We start from the raw sequence: 21,985 nt of genomic DNA on the forward strand, positions 1-21,985 counted from the left end.
GCATCACACAGCATCAGGGTCTCCGGCTATCTGCCGCCCCGAGGGGCGGTTGGCGGTGGCGGAGGGAACCGTCGCAGGCTCCTCCCAAATCCCACAGCCCTTGATATTCGGTTGGATGGTCCCACACTTCGTGCGGGACCATCCAACCGAATGGCGGTGGCGGAGGGATTTGAACCCTCGGACGGGGGTTGCCCGTCACGCGCTTTCGAGGCGCGCTCCTTCGGCCGCTCGGACACGCCACCGCCGAGGACACTATCAAGGTCTGTGCCCGATGAAGAAATCGCGCAGCCGGGCGCCCGCCTCGTCGGCCATCACACCGCCCACCACCTCGGGCCGGTGATTGAGCCGGCGGTCCCGTACGACGTCCCAGAGCGACCCCACCGCGCCGGCCTTCTCGTCGTACGCCGCGAAGATCAGCCGGTCCAGACGGGACAGCACGATCGCCCCCGCACACATCGTGCAGGGCTCCAGCGTGACCACCAGCGTGCAGCCGGTCAGCCGCCACTCGCCGACGTGCCGAGCCGCTTGCCGGATCGCCAGGATCTCGGCGTGTGCCGTCGGGTCGCCGGTCAGCTCCCGCTCGTTGTGCCCGCGGCCGATGATCTCCCCGTCGCCGTCCACCACGAGCGCGCCGATCGGTACGTCGGGCAATGCCCGCTCGGCCTCCTCGAGCGCCAGCGCCATCAACCGCGACCACGCCTGCCGCAGAACCGGACTAGCCAACGGCTTCGATCGCGTCGTCGAACTGGTTGCCGAAGCCAAGCGCCTCGGCGACCTCCTCGAGCATCTCCACCGGGTACAGGTCGACGTCGTCGCAGAGCGCCCCGAGGTCCATCGCGGTCATCCCCAGGTCGGCCACGATCGTCAGGTCGCCGGCCGGGACCTGCTCGTCGTCGTCATCGGCCAGCGGGATGTCGAGCTCGTCCACGACCTGCCGGGCCAGCGGCCACTCGGTCGCGGCGGTCACGTCGGAGATCAGGAACCGCGCCCGCCCGCCGTCCACCCGCACCAGGACGAAGAAGTCCTCGTCGACCGACACCATGCCGAGCACGCCCGCCTCGCCCGGGTAACGACGCAGGGCGGAGACCAGGGCGGACAGGTCGAGCTCACCGCGCAGTACGAGCGGGGTGACAGTCCAGTGCCCGTCCTCGAGGTAGGCGGCAACCGCACAGTCGAGATCGGTCATAGCCGTGGCATCGGACACCGGCTCATCGTCCCAGACTCCAGCTGTCCAGGCGATCTCGTTGTGGTATCAGATCCGCCAACACAGGTCGACACCGCCCGGTCATGGTCAGTGATGGAACGTCGCCCGGCGCATCGCCTCGCGGAGCTGCCGGACGCGGGCCCGCCGGGGCGCGATCCGGTCCCGCAGGGCCGCCGCCTCCTCGCGCTCGCGCAGGAAGGCGGCACGGCGGCGCAGGCGGTCGACCTGCTCGGGCGTCTTCTCGGTCATCGGGTCACTCCCTGGTGGGCGACAGGGCAGAATCCAATGCCCGAACAACGGACACAGTTCCAGTTTGGCAGCGAGCGCGCTTTCCCGCCGCGAATCGCCGACGGTACCGTTCGGGCTTATGCAGATCCTCGTCGTGGACCACCCGCTCGTCGCCCACAAGCTCACCGCGCTGCGCGACGAGCACACGGACTCACCCACGTTCCGGCGGCTGACCGAGGAGCTCGTCACGCTGCTCGCCTACGAGGCGACCCGGGACGTGCGGACCGGCCCGGTCACGGTACAGACCCCGGTCGCGGAGGCCCAAGGCGTGAAGCTCGCCGCGCCGAAGCCGCTCGTCGTCCCGATCCTGCGGGCCGGCCTCGGCATGCTCGAGGGGATGACGCGGCTGCTCCCGACCGCGGAGGTCGGCTTCCTCGGCATGGTCCGCAACGAGGAGACCCTGACCGCGTCGACGTACGCCGAACGGCTCCCGGAGGACCTGTCCGGCCGCCAGTGCTACGTCCTGGACCCGATGCTGGCCACCGGCGGCACACTGGCCGCGGCCATCCAGTTCCTGGTCGACCGCGGCGCCGACCACATCACCGCCATCTGCCTGCTGGCCGCCCCCGAGGGCGTAGAGCGCGTGGAACGCGAACTCACCAACCTCCACGTCCCCTGCAACCTGGTCATCGCCGGCATGGACTCCCACCTGAACGACAAGGGCTACATCGTCCCCGGCCTGGGCGACGCCGGCGACCGCTTGTACGGCGTCGCCCAATAACTCACACGAGGTCGTTGCGGTAGAAGAGGTTGGCTCGGCGGTCGCCGGTGACTCCGGAGGCGAAGCCGAAGTAGAGGCGGGCGGTGGCGTCGGTGGAGCCGTAGACGGCCATGCCTTCTGGTTCTCGGTAGGTGAGGGATTTGCCGGCCAGGGTGAGGAACGAGTCGACCAACTGGCCGGCGTTGATGTCGTAACACCACATCTTCGACGTCGCCTGGGTCTCGTCGGGCTCGCCGGGATAGGCCTCGCCTTCCCAGAAGTACGCGTACGAGCCGTACAGCGCCCAGCCCTGGAAGTCGATCCCGGGCGTCAGCGCCGGCTGCTGGAACGACGCGAGCACGGTCGAGAAGTCACCGCTGCGCGCGGCCGTCAGCGAGTAGACGTTGATGTACATCCCGTCGGACAACGAGTGCCTGACGCCGAGCTGGTTGAAGCGTTGGTCCACGGCGGGGGTGAAGACGCTGCCGCTCGACACCGGCTTCCATTTCGTCACCGCGGACGACGTCAGCGTCTTCCCGTTCTGCCAGGGAAAGCGGCAGATCTGCCGTCCACGCCCGTTCGCCGTGTCGACGTCGGTCTCGGTCCACAGGTACGTCGTACTGCCGGAAGCCTCCGCGCCGATCGACACCGCGTGACCGAACCCGGTCAGGTACATGTACCCCAGCTGGTTGCCGGAGAAGTCGAGCTGGGTCAGGGCGAGGTCGCCGCTGTTCGCACCGCTGCCGCCGCGCAACTGGGCGGCGAACAGGCGGTTGTTGGGGGTGTCGAACGCGAACGACTGCATCACGGTCGCGTCCTGCAGCGGTTGGCTGCGGAAGAACTCGTTGGTGGTCGCGCTCATCAAGAAGCGCTTCGAGGCGGGGAGGGACAGGGTCCGGGCGGTGGCCGCCGGTACGCCGAGGGTGCCAGCGGCAACTAATGCGCCGGCACCGGTCAGCAACCCGCGGCGGGACAGGTTGTCCATGCGGTTACACCAATCTGCTCCGATAAAAGAGGTTGGCCCGGCGGTCGCCGGTCACGCCGGAGGCGAAGCCGAAACACAACCGCGGGCAGCCGAGACGATCGACGTGCACCCCGACCCCCTCGGCCTCGCGGTAGACCAGGTCGGCGCCGTCCAGGATCTGTACGGACTCGACGACCTCGCCCTTGGTGATGTCGTACGTCCAGAGCTTCGACGTCGCCGCGGCAGGATCCGGCGTACCGGCGTACGCCTCGCCCTCCCACAGGTAGACGTACGAGCCGTACAGCGCCCAGCCCTGGAAGTCGATGCCCGCCGTCATCGCGGGCTGCTTGAACGACGCGAGTACGCGCGAGAAGTCCCCGGCGCGCGCCGCGGCCAGCGAGTACACGTTGATGTGGAACCCGTCGGCCAGCGTGTGCCGGATCCCGATCCGGCCGTGCTGCTGGTCCACCGACGGCGTGAACACCGCACCGTCCGCGACCGGCTTCCAGCTGCGCAGCCCCGGCGAGTCCTTGGTCAGCGTCGCGCCGTCCTGCCAACGGAACCGGGCGATCTGCCGGCCGCGCGCGTTCGCGGTGTCGACGTCGGTCTCGGTCCACAGGTACGTCGTTTGCCCGACGGCCTCCGCGCCGATCGAGACCGCGTGGCCGAATCCGCTCAGGTACATGTGACCAACCACGTCACCGGCGAGCGTGAGCTGTGTCAGCGTGAGATCACCGCTGCTGGACGGCGAGCCCGCGCGCAGCTGCCCGGTGAACAGCCGCTGGTTCAGGTTGTCGAACGCGATCGACTGCATGACGGTCACGTCGGCGAGCGGCTTGCTCCGGAACAGCTCGCCCCCCGGTCCGTCGAGCACGAACCGCCGCGACGGCGGGAGCGCGAGCGTCCCGGCGGACGCCGGCACACCTACTGCTCCGCCAACCACCACAGCACCGACACCAGCAAGCAACCCACGGCGGGAGAGAATGTTCATAGCGCCCGACGGTAAGCGATCTACCGCGAACTGTCAGCACTTCGCACGAATATTTCTGTGAAGACCGCAGAATTCAATGTTAAGACTCTCCAGGCGGGTCAGCGGCGCGCTGTACGCACGTAGACCACCTCGGTGTCGTCCGCACGGCCGAGCCGACGAGCAACAGTCTCCTCGTAAGTCGTCACGATCAGCTGCCGCCGCTGTGCATCGGACCGTCCCGCAGCGGCCAGCAGGTTGGCGAGCGTTCGCCGGTTAGCCGGGTCGAGGTGCTCAAGCGGCTCGTCCAGTAACAAAAACGGACATTGGCTCGCTGCCTGCGCCGCGAGAATCCGCAGCAGGATCATCGCCACTGCCCGTTCGCCGCCGGACAGGTCGACGAGGTTCAGCTTCGCCCCGCCGGCGTCGGCCATCAGCGCACCATGCTGGTCCAACTCGAGCTTCGGCCGGTTGGGCCAGATCTCATTCCATCGCTTCGCCAGTTCCGTTGCGAGGGGCTCGAGCCGCCCGGTGCAGATGGTATCCGCGACCCGGCGGAACGTCATCGATGCCATCAGACAGATGTCGCTGCGCCGGTACATCTCCACAAGTCGCTTGCTCAGGGCATCGTTTTCGGCGAGACGCTCCGCGGCCAGTTCGGTACCGCGGACCTCCTCCTCGAGTCTCCGCACCTCGGCCGCTCGCGCAACGAATGCTTCCTCCGCAAGCCGCAGCGCTTCATCGGCCGCCTCGCGATCGACCGGGGGCAGTGGATCGGTCGGCGCTGGCCGGGCGTCCAGAATCGGAGCATCCGTCACCGCAGCCACTCGGCGCCCGAGGCCGGCGATCTGCTCCTGTCCACGGCGAAGGTCGTCGATCGCCGGCCGGAGCTCGGTGATCCGGGCGCGGTTGCGCGTGGTGGCCTCCTCCCGTTCCGCATCACTCATCGGACGTAGACAGGTAGGACAGATCGCGCCCGGTTCCGACAGCAGATCGATCGACGAGCTACTTGCCGCTGCCTGCGCCTCAAGGGCGGCCAGCTCTTGCGTGCGCAGTCGGTACAGCTCCCGAAGTTCACCGACCAGCCTGCCAGCCTCCTCACGGGCCTCCGCATACCTCCGCAGCAGACGAGTGATTTGTTCAGGCTCCCGCACCTCGGGAACATCGAGGTGAAAGTTCTGCACCTCACGAGCCGACAGCCGGCCGGCTTCGTTGATGAGCGGTCCCCATTCCAAGAGTGCGGATTCCGCTCGCTCCCCGGCCTCCGCCGCCCAGCCGGCCCACTCCGCCCATCGTCGATGCGACTCGACAACTGCGTCGCATTCAGCCAACGTGTTTCGCGCGGTCTCCTGCGCGGCACTTGCCGACTCGAGGTTCTCCTGCAAGGTCTCGAGCCGCCGACTCGATTCCCGGCTCGGACGATCTCGCTCGGTCAGCCGGATCTTGTCGGCCTCCTTCGCTACTGCGACGGATTCGGCCTGGTACTGATCGGCGAGCGCTGTCAGCTTCGTCGCACCGAGGACGCTCGAGAGGTGCGCCACCAGGTCGTAGCGGTCCTGCGCGTCCAGCTCGGCCGGACTCGACGCACCCTCTGGAATCGCGCAGAGCAAGCGCAACTGAACTGCGTCGACCAACGATTCGGCAGCCAGTCGGCCGAGCCAATCGGACTCCGCGCGGTCGACTCCGTCGGCTTCGAAGAGATTGTCGATCCCGCCGTCGCGCCGGAGAACCCGGTGCACACTCCAGAGCTGTTCACCCAACCGGACCATAAGCTCGACGTGCGCCTCGCGCGCACCGCCACGGATGGCATGCGCGGCGGGCGATCGGCTTCCGAGCAGCTTCCCGTCGCCGAACAGACCGAAGTAGAGAGCCTGGATCAGGCCCGTCTTGCCGACGCCGTTCTCCGCGATCAGAAAATTGCATCCAGCAACGAAATCGATCGAGAGGGCCTCGTACGACTTCCAGTTCCGGAGCACGAGCCGATCGATCATGGCGTCCGCCGCCTGGCGACCACGTCGTCGATCAGCGCGTCGACCGCATCACCGCGCAACGCCGCCGCCACCGTAGCGGCGAGAGCGATCGAATCCGTGCGGTCTATTGCGTCCCTGGCCTCCTTCGCCTCCCGCTTCGTCGTGCGTTTCGCCTGCACCAGAATGCGCGCTTCCGCTGCCGCATCGGCCGACTCCGCGGTGAGATCCTCCAACACCCCTGCCACGAACTCCGGTTGGTTCCAGGCCGGGGAGACGCGGCGCAGGTAGGTTCGCGCCAACTCCGGGAGCGGCTGCGGGTCCGGATCTCGTTGTTCGTCACCGACGGCATCGAACAAGTCGGCCGGTTCGAAGATCCGGCTCGGCAGCAGTTCCTCGTCGGCGACGACCACCAGCGCGGCAGTCTCCGGAAACTCCATCAGGATCGTGCCCAGTGGCATCCGTAGCTCGCTGTCGCCCAGCGCCTCGGCCGTACATCCCGGTAAAGCGACGATGCGCAGGCGCAGGTCGAGAGACTGCAGGATCAAGTCGGTCCGTATCGTCCGGATCTCTGTCTGGCCATCCGGAAGGGGCAGATTCTCACCCGGCAGCAAGGTCAAGTCGGCCTCGTGCGGCCGAAGCGCCTGGCCGACCCGGCGGACGAGTCTGAGGCGGTGAACTACGTGCTTGCCGTCAGCGGCCATCGTTGCCAACGGCCCGCTAGTGCCCTCGGTCATTCCCGCTGCCTCCAGTTCGACGCCACCAGCCGAGACGTCAGGTCATTCAGCCGCTCCAGCTTCCGGGCCTTTTTGAAGTCTCCCATCACCATCGTCGAGATCCGGTCATTCTCAACCGCGATCAGCTCCTCAAGCGCTACCCATTCGAGCGCGCCGCACGCAGCCAGTCGATAGAGCAAATCGCAGCTGTGGATCGGAGCGACGTCCAGGTGCTCCACGAGCTCCTCGAGGTTGGCCAGAAAGTCCTCGTCGTCACTCACCAGCCAGACCAGGACGTCGTGCGTCCCACCGTGCTGGTGAGCCGCAGCGGCCAAGCGCCGGTCACGTGCGCCGAACTCGCGGTTGGAATCCGGCGCCTTCTCCGGAAGATCGGCGAATCCGTCGTCCGCGGCGAGCGTGAACAGCTGGTCGGCCACATCTGGCGGCAGCGCCGCACAGATCTCCGGTTTGGCTTTCACCTCCGACGAGAGGCATTCCGCACTGCTGATCAGCCCACGATCACCATCGCATCCATGACTGTCGAGAAGCGCCTGCATGGCAGTCCGCTGATCAGGTCCGAGCTTGTCAGCCAGCCTGCACAAGACATAGAGATGGCTGGCATCAACCGCGAGCCAGGCGTCCCACCCCGTGCACTTGCATCCTCCCCAGCATGCCCCCACGAGACGATCTTGTCACGGAATGTAAAGATGCGCAGCCCGCAACGTGACTAGAAGGCATACGGGTAGGGCGACCAGTCGGCCGGCCGCTTCTCCAGGAACGAGTCGCGTCCTTCGGCAGCCTCGTCGGTGCCGTAGGCAAGGCGGGTCGCTTCGCCCGCGAACAGCTGTTGCCCGACGAGCCCGTCGTCGATCAGGTTGAACGCGTACTTCAGCATCCGCTGTGCCGTCGGGGACTTCGCGCAGACCTTCTTGCCCCACTCCAGCGCGACGGCTTCGAGTTCCGCGTGCGGGACGACCTTGTTCACCATGCCCATCCGGTACGCGTCGTCGGCGGAGTACTCGTCGCCGAGGAAGAAGATCTCCCGCGCGAACTTCTGCCCGACCTGCCGCGCCAGGTACGCCGAGCCGAACCCGCCGTCGAACGACGCCACGTCCGCATCGGTCTGCTTGAATCGCGCGTGCTCAGCCGACGCCAGCGTGAGGTCCGCGACCACATGCAGGCTGTGGCCACCGCCCGCGGCCCATCCCGGGACGACGCAGATCACGACCTTCGACATGAAGCGGATCAGCCGTTGTACTTCGAGGATGTGCAGCCGGCCCGCGCGCGCCGGGTCGATGGTCTCGGCGGTCGTGCCCTCGGCGTACTTGTAACCGTCCTTGCCGCGGATCCGCTGGTCACCGCCCGAGCAGAACGCCCAGCCGCCGTCCCTCGGCGACGGCCCGTTGCCGGTGAGCAGCACGCAGCCGACGTCGGTGGACATCCGCGCGTGGTCCAGCACCCGGTACAGCTCGTCGACGGTCTGCGGCCGGAACGCGTTGCGCACCTCCGGCCGGTTGAACGCGATCCGCACCACACCGGCGTCGACCGCGCGGTGGTAGGTGATGTCGGTCAGCTCGAAGCCGTCCACCTGCTTCCAGGCCGACGGGTCGAAGATCTCGGAGACTGTCACCCGTCGAGCATATTTCAGCGCCGTGCGGTGCTCTCCCGCAGTACTACTTCGGCCTTGAACGTCTCGGTCGTGGCGTCGCCGCCCTCGATGGCGAGTTCCAGCGCGCGGCGGCCCATCTGCTCCAGCGGCAGCCGCACGGTCGTCAGACCCGGCCACACGTCCCGCAGCGTCGCGATGTCGTCGAACCCGGCGACGCCGAGCTGACCCGGTACGTCGACGCCGCGCGCACGCACCGCGGACATCGCGCCGACCGCCATCACGTCGTTGACCGCGAACACACAGTCCACGTCGGCGTTCCGGTCGAGCAACTGCTCCGCGGCGGCGTACCCACCGTCACGCGTGAAGTCACCGGCCTCGACCGCCACCGGCGCCAGCCCGGCCTCGGCCAGCCCGGCGACGAACCCGTCGCGCCGATCGCGTGCCGTCGCGAGCGTCTCCGGCCCACCCAGCACGGCGAACTTGCGCCAGCCGAGCCCGACGAGCTCGCGGGCCAGGTCCGCCGACCCCGAACGGTTGTCCGGCTCGACGGTGTGCGCGGGCATCCCGGACTGGCTGACCAGGGCGAGACCCGCGCCGGAGTTGAGGAAACTCTCCACCTCGGCCGCCGTCCGGGCCAGGCTGTCGCTGTCGGTCCGCCGGCTGCCGATCATCACCGCGGCCCGCGCCCGCTGCGCCCGCAACGACGACAGGTAGGCGATCTCACGGTCGGCGTCCCGGAAGGTGCTGGCCATCATCACCAGCAGGTGCCGCTCGTCGGCGGCGCGCATCACGCCGTTCGCGATCGCGGCGAAGTACGGGTCCTCGATGTCGTGCACCAGGATGCCGACCACGTTCGTCGACGACTTGGCCAGCGCCTGCGCCTGCGCGTTCGGCGTGTAGCCGAGCTCGTCGGCCGCGGCCTTCACCCGTTCCTGCAACTCCGGACGGGGCACGCGGTCCCCGCCGTTCAGCACGCGGGACGCGGTCGCGACCGACACGCCCGCACGCTGTGCCACGTCCAGCAACGTGACCGGTGCTCGCAGATTCATGGCCTACCCTTTCGTGCGTCCCCCCGGTGGGCGGTGGCGGTCACCTTATCGAACCACGCAGTTCTCACGCTGCGTATCGGGCAGGTCGCTGCCAATCTCGGCAGAACCTGGCGTTGCGGCCCGCGAGTGACTAGCCTTCCCAGCCATGAGGACCGTCCGCGCCCGGGTGACGATCCTGGTCTCGTCCGCCGTGCTCAGCCTGTCGACCGTCGTCGGTCCGGCCGTCGCTGCGCCGCTCCCGGACGGGCCCGGTACGCCGGCCCCGGCTGCTGCTCCCAGTGTGCCGCAGCACATCGACACGCGCACCAAGAGCACCGAGCCGGTCTACGACTACGCGAACGCCATCCGCGAATCGGTGTACGTCGACGCCACGATGGACACCGACTCCGACGGCGAGAACGACGAGATCGCGGTCGACATCGTCCGGCCGAGCGAGACCGCCCTCACCGGCGTGAAGATCCCGGTCATCATGGACGCCTCGCCGTACTACTCCTGCTGCGGACGCGGCAACGAGAGCGAGAAGAAGACCTACGACGGCGACGGCGTGATCCGGAAGATGCCGTTGTTCTACGACAACTACTTCGTCCCGCGCGGCTACGCGATGGTCGGTGTGGACATCGTCGGCACCGGCCGCTCCACCGGCTGCGGCGACGTCGGCGGCCGCGACGAGATCCAGTCGGTCGTCGACGTGATCGACTGGCTGAACGGCCGCAACACCGCGCATACCGCGAGCGGGCAAAAGGTACTGGCGTCCTGGACCACCGGCGCGGTCGGGATGATCGGCAAGTCGTACGACGGGACGCTCGCGAACGGCGTCGCGGCGACCGCCGTACCGGGCCTGAAGACGATCGTGCCGATCTCGGCGATCTCGTCGTGGTACGACTACACCCGCTCCGGCGGCGTACCGTACTCGGACGACTACATGCCCTGGCTGGCCGGATACGTCGGGCACGACAGCGCCGCGTGCGACGAGGTCCGCGGCGAGCTCGGTGACAACGACGACGACGAGACCGGCGACTACACCTCGTTCTGGGCCCAGCGCGACTACACCGCGAACGCGTCGAAGGTGAAGGCCTCGGTCTTCATCACCCACGGACTCAGCGACTACAACGTGCAGACGAACCACTTCTCGCAGTGGTGGTCGGCGCTGTCCCGCAACAACGTGCCGCGCAAGCTGTGGCTCGGGCTCGAGGACCACGTGGACCCGTTCGAGTTCCGCCGTGACGAGTGGGTCGACGAGCTGCACAAGTGGTTCGACTACTGGCTGCAGGGCCTGCAGAACGGCGTGATGAAGGAGCCGATGGTCTCGGTCGAGACGACGCCGGACGTGTGGCGCAACTACCGGACGTGGCCTGCGGTCAACCGTCCGCTGCCGGTGCCGCTGGCGGCCGGCAAGCTGGGTGCCGCGGGCAAGGGTTCGGTCACCGTCACCGACGATCCCGAGCTCACCGAGGACGACATCGTCGCGGACCCGACGCAGGTGATCGCGGGGCGTCAGATGTTCCTGTCCGCGCCGCTCGCGGCACCGCTGCGGGTCAGCGGGACGCCGTCGGTCACGCTCCGGCTGAAGTCCGACTCAGCGACGACGCCGGTGACCGCGCGCCTCATCGAGTACGGCGAAGCCCAGCGGTACACCGGCATCCGCCGTACCGACGACAGCACCTGTGAGGGATCGAGCACCGACTACGACGACAGCTGCTACTACACCGTCGAGAAGCTCACCGCACAGAGCGACCACGGCATCGTCAGCCGCGGCTGGATCGACGCCGCGCACAGCAAGTCCCTCACGAAGCCGACCCCCCTGGAGCCCGGCCAGTGGACCACCGTCACGGTCCCCCTCCGCGCCCAGGACCAGATCATCCCCAAGGGCCGCATCCTCGGACTGGCCATCACCCTGTCCGACACCGAGTGGACCAGCCCCAACGACACCGGCGCCACCATCGACATCGACGTAGCCGCCAGCCAACTCAACATCCCCATCTCCTCAGGCCACCTGACGGCCCCCACCAAACCCCAGTCGATCCAGGTCGAAATCACCACCCCCACCCAACGCCCCAACCTCCACGACCCCAAGAACTGACCCTCCTCTCCCGTCGAGTCGTGGAAATCGGCTGAGCAGATCAGCCAGAATCCACGACTCGACGAAGCGGTTCGGAGCCAATCGCCACGACTCGGCGGTGCTGTGGACAAAGGAAAGCGTCGGACAGGGGATCCCGCGATGATGGTCGTGTGTTGTTCACGGTGGCGGATGCGCGGGCGGCGGGTATCTCACGCGGCGTGCTGCGCGGCCCGCGGTACCGACAGGTGCTGGGTCCTGTGTACGTCGACGCAACGGTCGCTCTCACGTCTCGATTGCAGGCCGAGGCAGCGTTGATGCTGACGCCCGGTGCGGTCGTGAGTCACGACACCGCGCTGAGCTTGTGGAGCGCCGACGATCGCGCCGCCGAGATCGTCCACGTGACCGTACGACGCGAGCCGCGGCGAACCCTTCCACGGGTGAGCGGGCTGCGCGTTCACGAAGTACAGCGACTCGACCGCGCGCTGCGTGCCGGACTGCCGCTGACCTCGCCCGAGCGGACATTCGTCGACCTGTCACCGCACTGCGACCTGACCGGACTGGTCTGCGCAGGAGATTCCCTCGTACGGCACTCCCACGCGGAGCCGAACCACCTGGTCGAGGCAGCCCTCGCGGCGATCGGCGTCCGGGGCGCCCGACGTGCTCGGGAAGCAGCGGCCCTCGTCCGCTCAGGCGTCGATTCTGCGATGGAATCGCGGCTCCGGCTGCTGCTCGTCTTCGGTGGTCTGCCCGAGCCGGAGACCGGCTACGTGGTCACCGACTCCGCCGGCGGCTGGCTGGCCGAACCGGACCTCACCTACCCCGACTCGAAATTGGGGATCGAGTACGACGGGAAGCGCCACCTGGCGGATGCGCGTCAGTGGCGGCTGGACATCCGCCGCCGCGAGAACCTCGAGCGGGAAGGCTGGCGGATCCGGGTCGTCACCGCCTACGACATCCTGCAGATTCCGCACACCGTCGTGGCCCGCGTCTCCGAGGACCTCCGCGCCCGACGCCACCCCCTCCGCGCCGCCTAGCCCGTTCCCCCTGCCCCAGAGCGCCGAGTCGTGGCGATTGGTCCGCACCCCCGACGTCGAGTCGTGAATATCGGCTGCGCGCGTGAGCCAATCTTCACGACTCGACGAATTAGTTGCCTTCGGCTACGAAGTGCATCGGGTCGCCGGCGTTGAGGTCGGTGATGCCGGCGGTGTAGAAGGCGCCTACGAGGAGGGATCGGCGGTGGGCGGCGAAAGTCAGGACGTGGGCGACCATGCCGCCGTAGGTGAAGACTCGGGGTGGTTCGCAGGTGGTGTCGACGAAGGACTCGTCGAAGCGGCCTTCTTCGTTGAGTTGGTTGACGAGGGCCACGAAGCGAGCGCCGGCGTCGGCGTGCCGGGTGCGGAGTTCGGGGATCGGGGTGACGACCTCGCGGCCGCACTCCGGGACCTGGAACGGGCGGTCCTCGACGGACGCCAACCACATCTCCTCCTGCCAGACCAGGCGGTCCAGGAGGTAGCGGATCGAGATGTCGTCGTCGATCCCTTCGACGGACAGCTCGATGGGGCGGTCCAGGGTGGCGGCATCCAGCCGGGCGCCGCGTTCGATCAGTTCTGCGGTCAGCCACACGTGGTGCTCGACCATCCTGACAAGTACGTCCATGCCTCTCACCTTTCTACGGGCCGGCAGCCGAAGACCGGCCGGCGGCTGGAAATGCACTCCACTCGGCGCCGCGAGGAAGAAGACCCGCGACGCTTCCCGCCGCCACTCCCGTGGCGACATCCCGTACGCCCTGGCGAACGCACGGGTGAACGCCTCGTGCGATCCGTACCCGGCCTCGACCGCGACATCGAGTACGGCGACCGGCTCGGTCAGCAGCCGGTACGCCGCCCGCTCGAGCAGCACCCGCCGCCGGAACGCGAACGGCGACTCGCCCGCCACCGCACCGATCACCCGGTCGAAGTGGAACCGCGACAGATGCACGCGGCCCGCCAGGCCGGCGCCGTCGAGCGGGTCGTCGGCTTCCCGAAGACCGGCCGCGACCACCGCCACGAACTTCTCGAACACGTCCGCCATGTCCACCACTGTGCCCCAGCCGCCCGGGGCCGACTTGATCGACATTGCGGAGTCGCCCAGTCTCTCAACCGGAGTACTCCGCAATGTGTAGTAGTCTTCTCCGCGGAACACCGGAGGAGGCCGCCATGGACACGAGCCAACTACTCAAAGGCGTACTGGATCTCGCCGTGCTCGCCGTACTGCGAGACGCCGACGGCTACGGGTACGACGTGCTGCGCCGCCTGCGCGCGGCGGGGCTCGAGGACGTCGCGGACGCTTCCGTGTACGGGACACTCCGCCGGCTGTTCCAGGCCGGCGCGCTGACGTCGTACGTGCAGCCGAGCGAGGAAGGCCCGCACCGCAAGTACTACGGGCTGAACAAGACCGGGCGCGAACTGCTCGAACAGTCCACGAAGACCTGGAACCACTTCGCCGACACGATGTCGGTGCTGCTGTTGGAGAAGGAGGCCGCGTGAACAGCACCCTGACCGGAGCGGTCGCGAGCTACCTGACGCAGGTGCGGGCCGAACTCGACGATCTGCCGCCGGGCGAGCTCGAGGATGTGCTCCACGACGTCACCGATCACCTCACCGAGGTCGCGGCCGAGCTCGGCGACCAGCCGTCCTTCGCCGACCTGCAGGCCCGCCTGGGGACGCCCCGGCAGTACGCCGACGAGCTGCGCACCGCGGCCGGCTATCCGGCCCGCACCGAGCCGGTCAACCAGGACCAGCTCGCCGCCGGCGTGCGGGCGCTGCACTGGGGCCTGATCGCCTGCACGGTCGGCCCGTTCCTCGTTGCGGTCAGCATCTTCGCGTGGTCGCGGGACGAGACGACGTTCTTCGGGCTGCTCGGGCTCGGTGTCCTGTTCGTGGCGGCGACGCTCGGTCTGCGCGCGCTGCACGACAACGACCCGCGGATCGTCCTGGACACCCCGCGCGGCGCCCGTGGCGAGGCGGCGATCCGCGGCTGGATCGACCAGATCCCGCCGAACGTCCGGCACGAGCTGGTGACGATCGGCCAGCCGGTCTGGTGGGTCGTGCGGGGCATGATCGGCGCGGGCGGATTCTTCGCGCTGTTCGGCGCTCTGTCGGTGACCGTGGTCGGCGCCTTCGCCGGCGCCGCTGTGTCGGTGTGGATCGGTCGCCGGACCCAACAGGACCGGCGCTGGCTGTGGTACGTCGTCCCGCTCAACGTCGTCGCGGCGGTCGCGGTCCCGGCGTTCCTGGCCGCGGCGTACGCCGGTGCGTCGTTCGGGTTCCTCAACAACTACAACGACTACCGCGGCACGAGCACGCGCTACAACCCGCCGGAGAACGGCATCACGGTGAACGGCACCCCGGTCTCGAACATCTACCCGTTCGATGCCCAGGGCAAGCAGGTGTCAGTGCGGCTCTACGACCAGAACGGCAAACCGATCACCCTGGAGCTGCAGGACTGCGCGGCCAGCTACGGCCAGGTGTCCCGCGACTCCACCAGCAACTTGTTCCCGCAGGCCGTCGTCGTCCCCGACGAGAACGGCGACGTCACGTCCGACAACTGCAAGGACTCGACGAAGACCCCCTTCGCCCCGCCGCCGGCCCCGGCCACGCCCACCACTGCCAAGCCCTCCGGCACACCGACCCCCGGCGTCACCCTCACCGTCAAGCCGACGAGGTGACCGACGCTGCCGCGACGCGGCGGTAGGTGTAGCCGAGGCGGCGGTAGACGGCGATCGCGGCGGCGTTGCTCGCGTCCACCATCAGGGCCGCGCGGCCGTGGCGTTTCACCAGTTCGGCGGTCGTGAATCCGCAGACCTGGCGCGACAGTCCCTTGCCGCGGGCCACGGGATGCGTCGCGACGCCGGCGAGGAAACCGACCTCGGGTGCGCTCCACGCGTCCGCGGCGATACTCAACAGCTCGCCACGCTCACCCGTCACCGCGGCCCAACGCCGTACGCCGGGATGCCCGGGCCACGCGTACGACGTGGGCGAGGCGAGTGTCAGCAGCTCTTCGACGCCGGTATCCCCGTCGATCCAGGCAGCCGTCGTGGTGACGTCCGGGATCACCTCGACATCCATCCACCCGAAGGCCGCCGAGAACGTCAGCCCCGGCACCCGCGCCGCAAGTTCGCGGATCAGCTCCTCGTCCCCGAACGGCCGGTACGACGGACCGACCTCCGCCAGTACGCCGGCCGTCAGCCGGACCGCATCCTCGACCGGCCCGACCACCGCCAGCCGGTCATGCTTCGACACATCCGGTGACGCGACCGCTACCGCTGCCCCCGCACGCCAAGCACGCACCCCGGCGGCCAACCCCTGAGCCGCCCACCCAACAATCGGGTCGCCCCCGCCAACCAGCTGCAGCTCAGCCGGCGTCCTGATCTCCCGCACACCCCGAACCGTATGTCACGGACGGCAGCTCGACAGGAGGTGTCCGCCGACAGCCGCATCCAGCAGGCGTGCGCGCCGCGCCGATCCCCCGCAGTGGGCGTATACGTACTGTCGAGCTGCCGCTCAACCGGCTCGCTGGATCGCGTACGGGACCAGATGGCGGTAGCCGCGGACGGCGACGCGGCGCAGGCGGTGGATGGCGTACGACGGGTGGCCGTCGAGGGCCGCGGCGAGTTCACGGTCGGCGAGGACCCGGCCGGGTTTGCATTCGGTGGTGAGCCGGGCAGCCAGGTTGACCACCTCGCCGTACACATCGCCGAGCCGGATCAGAATCGTGCCGTACGCGAGCCCGATCCGTAGCTCCGGCAGGTCCGCGTCCGCGGTCACCGCGTCCTGCAGCGCCAGCGCGACCGCGGCTCCCTGCGCGGCGGTGTCGGCCACGAACAGCACCTCGTCGCCGATCGACTTGATCACCCGGCCGCCGTTCAGCGCGACCACATCGGCCGCGGTGCCCTCGAACCGCTCGATCAGCTCGCCCAGCTCCGCCTCGTCCAACCGCCGGGCCAGGCGGGTGTAGCTGACGATGTCCGCGAAGCCGACCGCCCGAACGCCGCGGGCCAACTCGTCCGAGCCGGCCACCGCGCGCCCGGCGGCCGCGGCGAGGTGCCGGCGCCAGACGTAGGTCTGCAGGCGTTCCATGGCCGGCAGCAACAGGCCGGCGACCTCGATCGCCTCGTCCGCGGACAGTTTGGACCCGCCGAGGAACTCCAGGAACATCGCCGACTGCCACGACGCCAGCCGGGACTGGGTCTGCCCGAGTTTGCGGGCCAGCGAGGACTCCATCTCGGGCTCGATGAACCCGTCGTCCTCGAGCGCCGCGACCAGCCGCAACGCCTCGACGTCGTCGTCGGTGAAGGCGACCTCGTCGTCCGGCACGGTCGCGAACCCGAGTGCGTGCCACATCCGCTCGGCGCGCTGAATCGAGATCCCGGCCCGTTCGGACACCTCGATCCGGGTGAACTTCCGCTCGCCACCGAGCAGCGTCCGCTCGAACTCCCGGGTCAGTCCGGCCAGATCCGGCGTCCCAGGGTCAGTGCCCACCGCGGCGCTCGGCGATGGTGGCGTCGATGGCGTCCCGGAACGCGGGCAGCCGGCGGGTGAGGTCGTCGAACTTCTCCCGGGTGAAGTGCAGCAGCTGCAGCCGCGACTTCGCCGTGACGGTTGCCGTTCGCAACGTGTTCTTCCGGACCGCGACCTCACCGGCGATGTCGCCGGGGCCGAGCTCGGCGATCTCCTCGCCCTTCTCGCGGACCGCGGCCGTCCCGCTGAGGATCAGGTACGCCGCGTCTGGCGGCGTCTGCTCCAGGATCAGCGACCAGCCGGCCGGTACCGAGACCTCCTCGCCGGCGCGGAAGATGTCCCGGATGTCGCGCCCGGACAGATCCGCGAACAGCGGCAGGTCCCGTGGGGACGTCCTACCCAGTGCCACGTCGATCCTCCTCGCCGATGTTTCCCGTCGGTAACTCTAACGTGCCGTCGACACGATGGTCACCCTGTGGCGCGAAACGCGCCGAGACCAGGAGGATCGGCGGGCGGCGGCGGTGGATCGCGAGGGACGGCTGCGCCGCGACCTGGCCGGGTGTCGGGACAGGCTCGTCGACGCGGTCCACCCGGAGGCCGTGCCGATGCAGGATCGCGACGACAGTCCCGATCGTGCGGTGGTACTTGACCACGCCCTCGACGAACCAGGTCCGCTCGCGGCGCCCCTCGTCGGCGTAGTCGTCGATCACGCAGTCCGCGGCGACCAGCGGAGCCGTCATCACCGGATGTTCCGTCGTGAAGACGAAAGCCCCGCCCGGCACGAGCCAGCGAGCGACCCGCGCCACCAGGTCCTCGAAGTCCTCGACGTAGTGCAGCGCCATGCTGCTCACGACCAGGTCCGCGGAACCGCGCGGTACGTCGAAGTCGGCCAGGTCGGCGCACTGGTAGCGAACGCGAGGATGCGGTGTCGCAGCGGCCAGCATCTGTTCCGACGCGTCGACGGCCAGCACGCCGGCCGCGCCCGCCTCGGCCAGCCGGACGGCCAGACCGCCTTCACCACAACCGAGATCCACGGCACGCACCCCGGCGACCGGCGGGAGCGCCGCGTTCATCGCGGGAATCTCGAGCGGCTCGTTGATCGCGGCACCGGACTGCCGTAAACGGCGGTAGCCGTCGAGGAACTCCGGGTTGTCGTAGAGGGCGTTCACAGCCAGCGCTCCAGGTCGTGGATGTCGATCATCGGGAGCTCCCAGCGGAGCGCGAACTGTTCGAGGTCCGCGGCGCCGGCCATCACGCCGTCCGCGCGCATCACCTCACAGCAGACCCCGACCGGCGCGAGACCGGCCGCCTTGCACGGGGCAACGGTCGCCTCGGTGTGGCCCTGGCGCTCGGCCAGCAGCCCGGGACAGGCCGCGAGCGGGAACACGTGGCCCGGCCGGAGGAAGTCCTCGGGCGCCGCGTCCGGCGACGCCAACCGCCGTACGGTCGCGGCTCGTTCCGCCGCCGACACCCCGGTACCCGGCGCCGAGGCGAGGTCGATCGGCACATGCATCGCGGTCCCCTGACGATCCCCCTCGCCCGGGATCGGGTCGATCCTCAGCCTCCGCAGGACGTCGGCGTCACACGGGACCGTGGTGTGGCCGCAGGCCTCGGTCAGCAGGAAGCGCATGGATTCGGGGCGGAAGCGCTCGCCGGCGAAGACCACGTCGCCTTCGCCCTCGGCGGTCGGGTCCCAGACGACCACGCCGCCGCCGGCCGCGATCTGCGCGACGACCTTCTGTACGCCGATCTCGCCGCTGAGCTGACCGGCCCAAGGCAGTCGGGCCACCGCCCGCATCAGCTCGGGCCCGTGCCGGTCGCGGGCCATCCGCACCAGCAGGTCGCTCTCGAGGTTGACCCGGTTTCCCGCGGCCAGTGAACCCAGCTTCGTCTTCACCAGCATGTTCGGCACCAGGACGACGGAGAAGCGGTCCTTCAGCACCTCGGCGACGGTGATGCTCACCCCGTCGATCGCGACCGAGGTCTTGGCCACCAGCCGGGCCAGCAGTCGCTCCGGCGGCTTGATCCACACCCTGTGGCCGGCCGGCTCGACGTCCACCCGTAGTACCTTGCCGACGCCTTCGACGTGCCCCTGCACCAAGTGCCCGTCGATCCGGTCGCCGGCCGCCACCGGCAACTCGACGTGCATCGTCGTACCGACGGCGACCCGGTCCAGCGTCGTACGTCGTCGCGTCTCGTCGGTGACCACTACCTGGATCTCGCCGGCCGGACCCGGCTCCACGGTGAACCTGATTCCGTCGAGACACACCGCGCCACCCGGCGCGACCGCCACGTCCGAGGTCACCCGCAACGAGCCGCCGTCGACCCCGGCGACCGTCCCGACGTGCTCGATTCGTCCTGTGAACATGCTTCGCTCTCCACCACTTGACGATGGCCAGGGACCGGGAGGTCCGAGCTGAAGCGGGGTATCACCGCGTGGCCCCGGGTCAGCACCGGGTTACTCCGCCTCGCGGCAGAGCCGACGGGCCAGAACCGTCACACCGTGGAATCGCACCAGTCGGCAGTAAACCACACCCTCCACCCGCCCCGTCGACCACTTTGTGCCCCCACCGCGCATATCCCGGCGGCCGAAATGCACGGTGGGGGCACAAAGTGGGCTTTTGGCGGCGGCCGTCCGCTAGGCGGCGCGGCGGCGGCGACGGGTCGTGCGGCCGGTCCGGCGGCGGACCGGGCGGCGCGGTCCGACGAGGCGGGGCCCGGCCAGACGGTCCTCGAGACGTCTCGCCTCGCGGCGGATCGGCTGGGCGACGTACTCGCCGAGGATCAGGCCCGAGGCGAGCGCGACGCCGATCGCGACTGCGGTGGTGAGGCTGACGATGCCGATCAGCTGGCCGACACCCATGAGCTCGTACAGGCCCTTGTAGATCGTCAGCCCGGGCAGCAACGGGATCGATCCGGCGACGACCACGACCAACGGCGGTACGCCGGTGCGCCGGCCGCCCGAGTACCCGCCCAGACCGACGACGAACGCGGCCGCGGCCGTGGACCACGCCGGGCCGAAGGACGCGCGTGTCATCAGCGTGAACACCAGCGAGGCGAGGGCGCCCATCAGGGCGACGGGCAGCAACGCCCGCAGCGGCGCGTACGTCGCGTAGGCGAAGGCGACCGCCATCACCGCGCCGGAGATCACCATGATCGGAAGGTTCGCCAGCTGGATGGTTTGGGGTTCGATGCCGACGTGCAGGCCGAACCTCAGCCCGAGCGCGAGGCCGAGCGAGACGCCGGCGATGATCCCGCCGGTGAGCAGCATCGCCTCGAGGCTGCGGGCCGCGGCGGTCACGTAGTACCCGGTGATGGCGTCCTGGACGGCACCGGTGAGCGCGATCCCGGCCAACAGCATGATGATGCCCGCGGCAACGACCAGGGACGGTTTCACCGGTGCGTGCACGGCGTACAGGATCAGCGCGACGGCGGTCGCCACGAATGCGCCGGCGACCTGCTGGTAGAACGCGGGCAGCCGCTGCCGGGCGAACCACCGGTTGTTCAGGTCGATCACGATCGCGGTCAGCACCGCGACCAGCGTGATCAGCCAGCCGCCGCCGAGCAGCAGCGTCGCGCCGCCGGCCATCACGCCCCAGGCGAGCACCGCGCTCCAGCGCGGGTACGGCGGGCCGGCCGACGTGATCCGGGCGAGCTCCCGCGACGCCTCCTCGCGGGTCACGTCGCCGCGGGCGAACCGCCGTACCAGCTGGTCGACCTCGGTCAGCCGGGAGAAGTCCTGCGACCGGTACCGGACCAGCCGGATGTGCGTCTCCGGCGCGACGTCGGGCGCGGCCTGGTACGAGACCGCCATCGACGTGAACGTGATGTCGACCTCGCACCCGCGCAGCCCGCCGGCCGCGGTGACGCCGAGGATCGTCGCGGTCGCGTCCGCCGTACCGGCGCCGCTGGACAGCAGCACCTCACCGACCCGCAACGCCAGGTCGATGGTCGCGTAGACCTCCCGCTGCTCGTCAGGCTGCATCGAGAAGCTTGTGAGCCATTGCGAGGTCGGTGATCAGGATGTTGACCCAGCCGCCGAGCAGGGCGGCGCGGATCGCGGAGTACTTGCGGTCCCCGCCGGCCACGCCGATCCGGCGCGGCACCGCCAGCAGTTCCTTCGCGGTCACCCCGATGACCCGTTGGTCGAACGTCGAACGCACGAGCTTTCCCTCTTCGTCGAAGAACCGGAAACACACGTCCCCGACGGCACCGAGCCGGCGCAGCTCGTCCTGGTCGGCCTCCGCGACCGCGTTGCCGCTGCGCTGCAGCAGCGGCGAAGGCTCGAGGCTGCCGATCCCGACCAGGGCGTCGGTGAGCTGTCCCCACGTGCCCAGAACGTCCCGAACCGACACATCGTTCATCATCGCCCGGCGGACGGCGGGGGTGCCGACCAGCCCGGGAGCGGGCAGGTAGACCGGCATCCCGCCGGTCAGCTCGGCGAACCGCGCGGTCAGCCGGGTGGCCTGCATCTGCACCGCGGCGTCGCCCAGCCCGCCGACGATCTGGACCACCTTGTCGACCACCGGGACGCTCTTGCGCGGCATCCGGTCGACGGCGCTGATCAGCGTCTCGCTCCACGACGAGATGCCGACCACGTGCCCGCCGGTCAGCGTCATGTCCAGGTACGCCGCCGCGCCCGAGCCGAGCGCCGGCAGCACGTCGTCGCCCACGCCGAGGGTGTCGACGACCACGGCGTCCCGCAGCCCGTACCGGCCCTGCAGCTCGTCCTCGAGGTCGCTGTGCACGCCGCTCGGCATGGTCACCACGGTGTGCACGATGCCGACCTCGACGGCCTGTTTCAGCATCCGGGAGACGCGCGCCTGGGACAGGTTCAGCTCGGCGGCGATCTGCGGCTGCCGGATGCCCTTCTCGTGGTACATCCGGGCCACCTTCGCGAGCAGCCGCAGCTCGTCCAGCCCGGGCTGGCGGACACCACGGTTGCTGTTCACGGCGCTCCCCTT

Annotated in this window: 23 protein-coding genes and 1 tRNA gene; 5 read left to right on the forward strand and 19 right to left on the reverse strand. The window is 69.3% G+C overall.

Features of this window, described 5'->3' with window-relative positions; translation table 11 throughout:
• Positions 1-151: 151 nt before the first annotated feature.
• The 4 genes from ABZX12_RS13760 to ABZX12_RS13775 all read right to left on the reverse strand — a co-directional run bounded on the left by ABZX12_RS13760 (position 152) and on the right by ABZX12_RS13775 (position 1,453).
• Positions 152-242 (reverse strand) — tRNA-Ser (locus ABZX12_RS13760).
• Positions 243-255: 13 nt separating this feature from the next.
• On the reverse strand, positions 256-684 hold the full coding sequence (locus ABZX12_RS13765) for a nucleoside deaminase (protein ID WP_355694283.1): 429 nt from the start codon (positions 682-684) through the stop codon (positions 256-258).
• A 31-nt stretch (positions 685-715) separates the two neighbouring features.
• Positions 716-1,204, reverse strand: coding sequence for a tRNA adenosine deaminase-associated protein (locus ABZX12_RS13770; protein ID WP_355692962.1), 489 nt, complete (start codon positions 1,202-1,204; stop codon positions 716-718).
• An 87-nt stretch (positions 1,205-1,291) separates the two neighbouring features.
• A complete protein-coding gene (locus ABZX12_RS13775) occupies positions 1,292-1,453 on the reverse strand; it encodes a hypothetical protein (protein ID WP_355692964.1) in 162 nt (53 codons plus the stop codon).
• Between the two features lie 118 nt (positions 1,454-1,571).
• Between ABZX12_RS13775 and upp the strand changes: the two genes are divergently transcribed.
• Positions 1,572-2,213 carry a uracil phosphoribosyltransferase gene (gene upp / locus ABZX12_RS13780; protein ID WP_355692966.1) on the forward strand — a complete coding sequence of 214 codons (642 nt, stop codon included), beginning with the start codon at positions 1,572-1,574 and terminating at the stop codon, positions 2,211-2,213.
• A 1-nt stretch (position 2,214) separates the two neighbouring features.
• Here the strand turns inward: upp and ABZX12_RS13785 are convergent, their stop codons facing one another.
• The 7 genes from ABZX12_RS13785 to ABZX12_RS13815 all read right to left on the reverse strand — a co-directional run bounded on the left by ABZX12_RS13785 (position 2,215) and on the right by ABZX12_RS13815 (position 9,464).
• A complete protein-coding gene (locus ABZX12_RS13785; RefSeq protein ID WP_355692968.1) occupies positions 2,215-3,177 on the reverse strand; it encodes a hypothetical protein in 963 nt (320 codons plus the stop codon).
• Positions 3,178-3,181: 4 nt separating this feature from the next.
• Positions 3,182-4,147 (reverse strand): hypothetical protein, encoded by a 966-nt coding sequence (locus ABZX12_RS13790; RefSeq protein WP_355692970.1) that lies wholly within the window; start codon positions 4,145-4,147, stop codon positions 3,182-3,184.
• A 98-nt stretch (positions 4,148-4,245) separates the two neighbouring features.
• On the reverse strand, positions 4,246-6,114 hold the full coding sequence (locus tag ABZX12_RS13795) for an AAA family ATPase (RefSeq protein ID WP_355692973.1): 1,869 nt from the start codon (positions 6,112-6,114) through the stop codon (positions 4,246-4,248).
• Positions 6,111-6,827, reverse strand: a complete 717-nt coding sequence (locus ABZX12_RS13800) for a hypothetical protein (protein WP_355692975.1) — start codon at positions 6,825-6,827, stop codon at positions 6,111-6,113. The genes ABZX12_RS13795 and ABZX12_RS13800 overlap by 4 nt, the downstream gene beginning before the upstream one ends.
• Complete coding sequence (locus ABZX12_RS13805; protein WP_355692977.1) at positions 6,824-7,363, reverse strand: hypothetical protein; 540 nt, start codon at positions 7,361-7,363, stop codon at positions 6,824-6,826. Before ABZX12_RS13805 ends, ABZX12_RS13800 begins: the two co-directional genes overlap by 4 nt.
• Before the next feature lie 170 nt (positions 7,364-7,533).
• Positions 7,534-8,436: a 1,4-dihydroxy-2-naphthoyl-CoA synthase gene (locus ABZX12_RS13810; RefSeq protein WP_355692979.1), complete on the reverse strand. Its 903-nt coding sequence runs from the start codon at positions 8,434-8,436 to the stop codon at positions 7,534-7,536.
• Positions 8,437-8,450: 14 nt separating this feature from the next.
• Complete coding sequence (locus tag ABZX12_RS13815; protein WP_355692981.1) at positions 8,451-9,464, reverse strand: LacI family DNA-binding transcriptional regulator; 1,014 nt, start codon at positions 9,462-9,464, stop codon at positions 8,451-8,453.
• 145 nt (positions 9,465-9,609) lie between these two features.
• On the opposite strand from ABZX12_RS13815, the gene ABZX12_RS13820 reads away from it, so the two are divergent.
• The gene (locus ABZX12_RS13820) at positions 9,610-11,544 is read left to right on the forward strand and encodes a Xaa-Pro dipeptidyl-peptidase (RefSeq protein WP_355692983.1); all 1,935 of its coding nucleotides are present in this window, start codon (positions 9,610-9,612) and stop codon (positions 11,542-11,544) included.
• A 149-nt stretch (positions 11,545-11,693) separates the two neighbouring features.
• Positions 11,694-12,557 (forward strand): hypothetical protein, encoded by an 864-nt coding sequence (locus ABZX12_RS13825; RefSeq protein ID WP_355692984.1) that lies wholly within the window; start codon positions 11,694-11,696, stop codon positions 12,555-12,557.
• A 109-nt stretch (positions 12,558-12,666) separates the two neighbouring features.
• Here ABZX12_RS13825 and ABZX12_RS13830 read toward each other — a convergent pair whose 3' ends face one another.
• Positions 12,667-13,638 carry a helix-turn-helix domain-containing protein gene (locus ABZX12_RS13830; protein WP_355692986.1) on the reverse strand — a complete coding sequence of 324 codons (972 nt, stop codon included), beginning with the start codon at positions 13,636-13,638 and terminating at the stop codon, positions 12,667-12,669.
• Positions 13,639-13,718: 80 nt separating this feature from the next.
• Here ABZX12_RS13830 and ABZX12_RS13835 point away from each other — a divergent pair, with 80 nt between their 5' ends.
• Together ABZX12_RS13835 and ABZX12_RS13840 are read left to right on the forward strand one after the other, a co-directional pair.
• Positions 13,719-14,048 (forward strand): PadR family transcriptional regulator, encoded by a 330-nt coding sequence (locus tag ABZX12_RS13835; RefSeq protein ID WP_355692988.1) that lies wholly within the window; start codon positions 13,719-13,721, stop codon positions 14,046-14,048.
• On the forward strand, positions 14,045-15,229 hold the full coding sequence (locus tag ABZX12_RS13840) for a hypothetical protein (protein WP_355692990.1): 1,185 nt from the start codon (positions 14,045-14,047) through the stop codon (positions 15,227-15,229). The genes ABZX12_RS13835 and ABZX12_RS13840 overlap by 4 nt, the downstream gene beginning before the upstream one ends.
• Here the strand turns inward: ABZX12_RS13840 and ABZX12_RS13845 are convergent.
• The 7 genes from ABZX12_RS13845 to ABZX12_RS13875 all read right to left on the reverse strand — a co-directional run bounded on the left by ABZX12_RS13845 (position 15,213) and on the right by ABZX12_RS13875 (position 21,973).
• Positions 15,213-15,803: a GNAT family N-acetyltransferase gene (locus ABZX12_RS13845; RefSeq protein ID WP_355692992.1), complete on the reverse strand. Its 591-nt coding sequence runs from the start codon at positions 15,801-15,803 to the stop codon at positions 15,213-15,215. The genes ABZX12_RS13840 and ABZX12_RS13845 overlap by 17 nt on opposite strands.
• A 261-nt stretch (positions 15,804-16,064) precedes the next feature.
• On the reverse strand, positions 16,065-17,042 hold the full coding sequence (locus ABZX12_RS13850; protein ID WP_355692993.1) for an adenylate/guanylate cyclase domain-containing protein: 978 nt from the start codon (positions 17,040-17,042) through the stop codon (positions 16,065-16,067).
• Positions 17,032-17,430, reverse strand: coding sequence for a cyclic nucleotide-binding domain-containing protein (locus tag ABZX12_RS13855; RefSeq protein ID WP_355475244.1), 399 nt, complete (start codon positions 17,428-17,430; stop codon positions 17,032-17,034). The genes ABZX12_RS13850 and ABZX12_RS13855 overlap by 11 nt, the downstream gene beginning before the upstream one ends.
• Entirely contained in the window at positions 17,417-18,190 is a 774-nt protein-coding gene (locus ABZX12_RS13860; protein ID WP_355692994.1) for a class I SAM-dependent methyltransferase, read from the reverse strand. Before ABZX12_RS13860 ends, ABZX12_RS13855 begins: the two co-directional genes overlap by 14 nt.
• On the reverse strand, positions 18,187-19,389 hold the full coding sequence (locus tag ABZX12_RS13865; RefSeq protein ID WP_355692996.1) for a 3,4-dihydroxy-2-butanone-4-phosphate synthase: 1,203 nt from the start codon (positions 19,387-19,389) through the stop codon (positions 18,187-18,189). Before ABZX12_RS13865 ends, ABZX12_RS13860 begins: the two co-directional genes overlap by 4 nt.
• A 270-nt stretch (positions 19,390-19,659) precedes the next feature.
• Complete coding sequence (locus ABZX12_RS13870) at positions 19,660-21,006, reverse strand: threonine/serine exporter family protein (RefSeq protein ID WP_355692998.1); 1,347 nt, start codon at positions 21,004-21,006, stop codon at positions 19,660-19,662.
• Positions 20,996-21,973 (reverse strand): sugar-binding transcriptional regulator, encoded by a 978-nt coding sequence (locus ABZX12_RS13875; RefSeq protein WP_355692999.1) that lies wholly within the window; start codon positions 21,971-21,973, stop codon positions 20,996-20,998. Before ABZX12_RS13875 ends, ABZX12_RS13870 begins: the two co-directional genes overlap by 11 nt.
• Positions 21,974-21,985 lie beyond the last annotated feature (12 nt).

Origin of the sequence: Kribbella sp. NPDC003505 (assembly GCF_040610875.1) — a bacterium.
Lineage (GTDB): Bacteria > Actinomycetota > Actinomycetes > Propionibacteriales > Kribbellaceae > Kribbella.

What these genes read in the sequence shown, in the direction of transcription:
- ABZX12_RS13765 (WP_355694283.1), bottom strand. Translation starts at nt 684, where the DNA reads ATGGCGCTGGCGCTCGAGGAGGCCGAGCGGGCATTGCCCGACGTACCG.
- ABZX12_RS13775 (WP_355692964.1), bottom strand. Translation starts at nt 1,453, where the DNA reads ATGACCGAGAAGACGCCCGAGCAGGTCGACCGCCTGCGCCGCCGTGCC.
- upp (WP_355692966.1), top strand. Translation starts at nt 1,572, where the DNA reads ATGCAGATCCTCGTCGTGGACCACCCGCTCGTCGCCCACAAGCTCACC.
- ABZX12_RS13785 (WP_355692968.1), bottom strand. Translation starts at nt 3,177, where the DNA reads ATGGACAACCTGTCCCGCCGCGGGTTGCTGACCGGTGCCGGCGCATTA.
- ABZX12_RS13790 (WP_355692970.1), bottom strand. Translation starts at nt 4,147, where the DNA reads ATGAACATTCTCTCCCGCCGTGGGTTGCTTGCTGGTGTCGGTGCTGTG.
- ABZX12_RS13795 (WP_355692973.1), bottom strand. Translation starts at nt 6,114, where the DNA reads ATGATCGATCGGCTCGTGCTCCGGAACTGGAAGTCGTACGAGGCCCTC.
- ABZX12_RS13800 (WP_355692975.1), bottom strand. Translation starts at nt 6,827, where the DNA reads ATGACCGAGGGCACTAGCGGGCCGTTGGCAACGATGGCCGCTGACGGC.
- ABZX12_RS13805 (WP_355692977.1), bottom strand. Translation starts at nt 7,363, where the DNA reads ATGCAGGCGCTTCTCGACAGTCATGGATGCGATGGTGATCGTGGGCTG.
- ABZX12_RS13815 (WP_355692981.1), bottom strand. Translation starts at nt 9,464, where the DNA reads ATGAATCTGCGAGCACCGGTCACGTTGCTGGACGTGGCACAGCGTGCG.
- ABZX12_RS13820 (WP_355692983.1), top strand. Translation starts at nt 9,610, where the DNA reads ATGAGGACCGTCCGCGCCCGGGTGACGATCCTGGTCTCGTCCGCCGTG.
- ABZX12_RS13830 (WP_355692986.1), bottom strand. Translation starts at nt 13,638, where the DNA reads ATGTCGATCAAGTCGGCCCCGGGCGGCTGGGGCACAGTGGTGGACATG.
- ABZX12_RS13835 (WP_355692988.1), top strand. Translation starts at nt 13,719, where the DNA reads ATGGACACGAGCCAACTACTCAAAGGCGTACTGGATCTCGCCGTGCTC.
- ABZX12_RS13865 (WP_355692996.1), bottom strand. Translation starts at nt 19,389, where the DNA reads ATGTTCACAGGACGAATCGAGCACGTCGGGACGGTCGCCGGGGTCGAC.
- ABZX12_RS13870 (WP_355692998.1), bottom strand. Translation starts at nt 21,006, where the DNA reads ATGCAGCCTGACGAGCAGCGGGAGGTCTACGCGACCATCGACCTGGCG.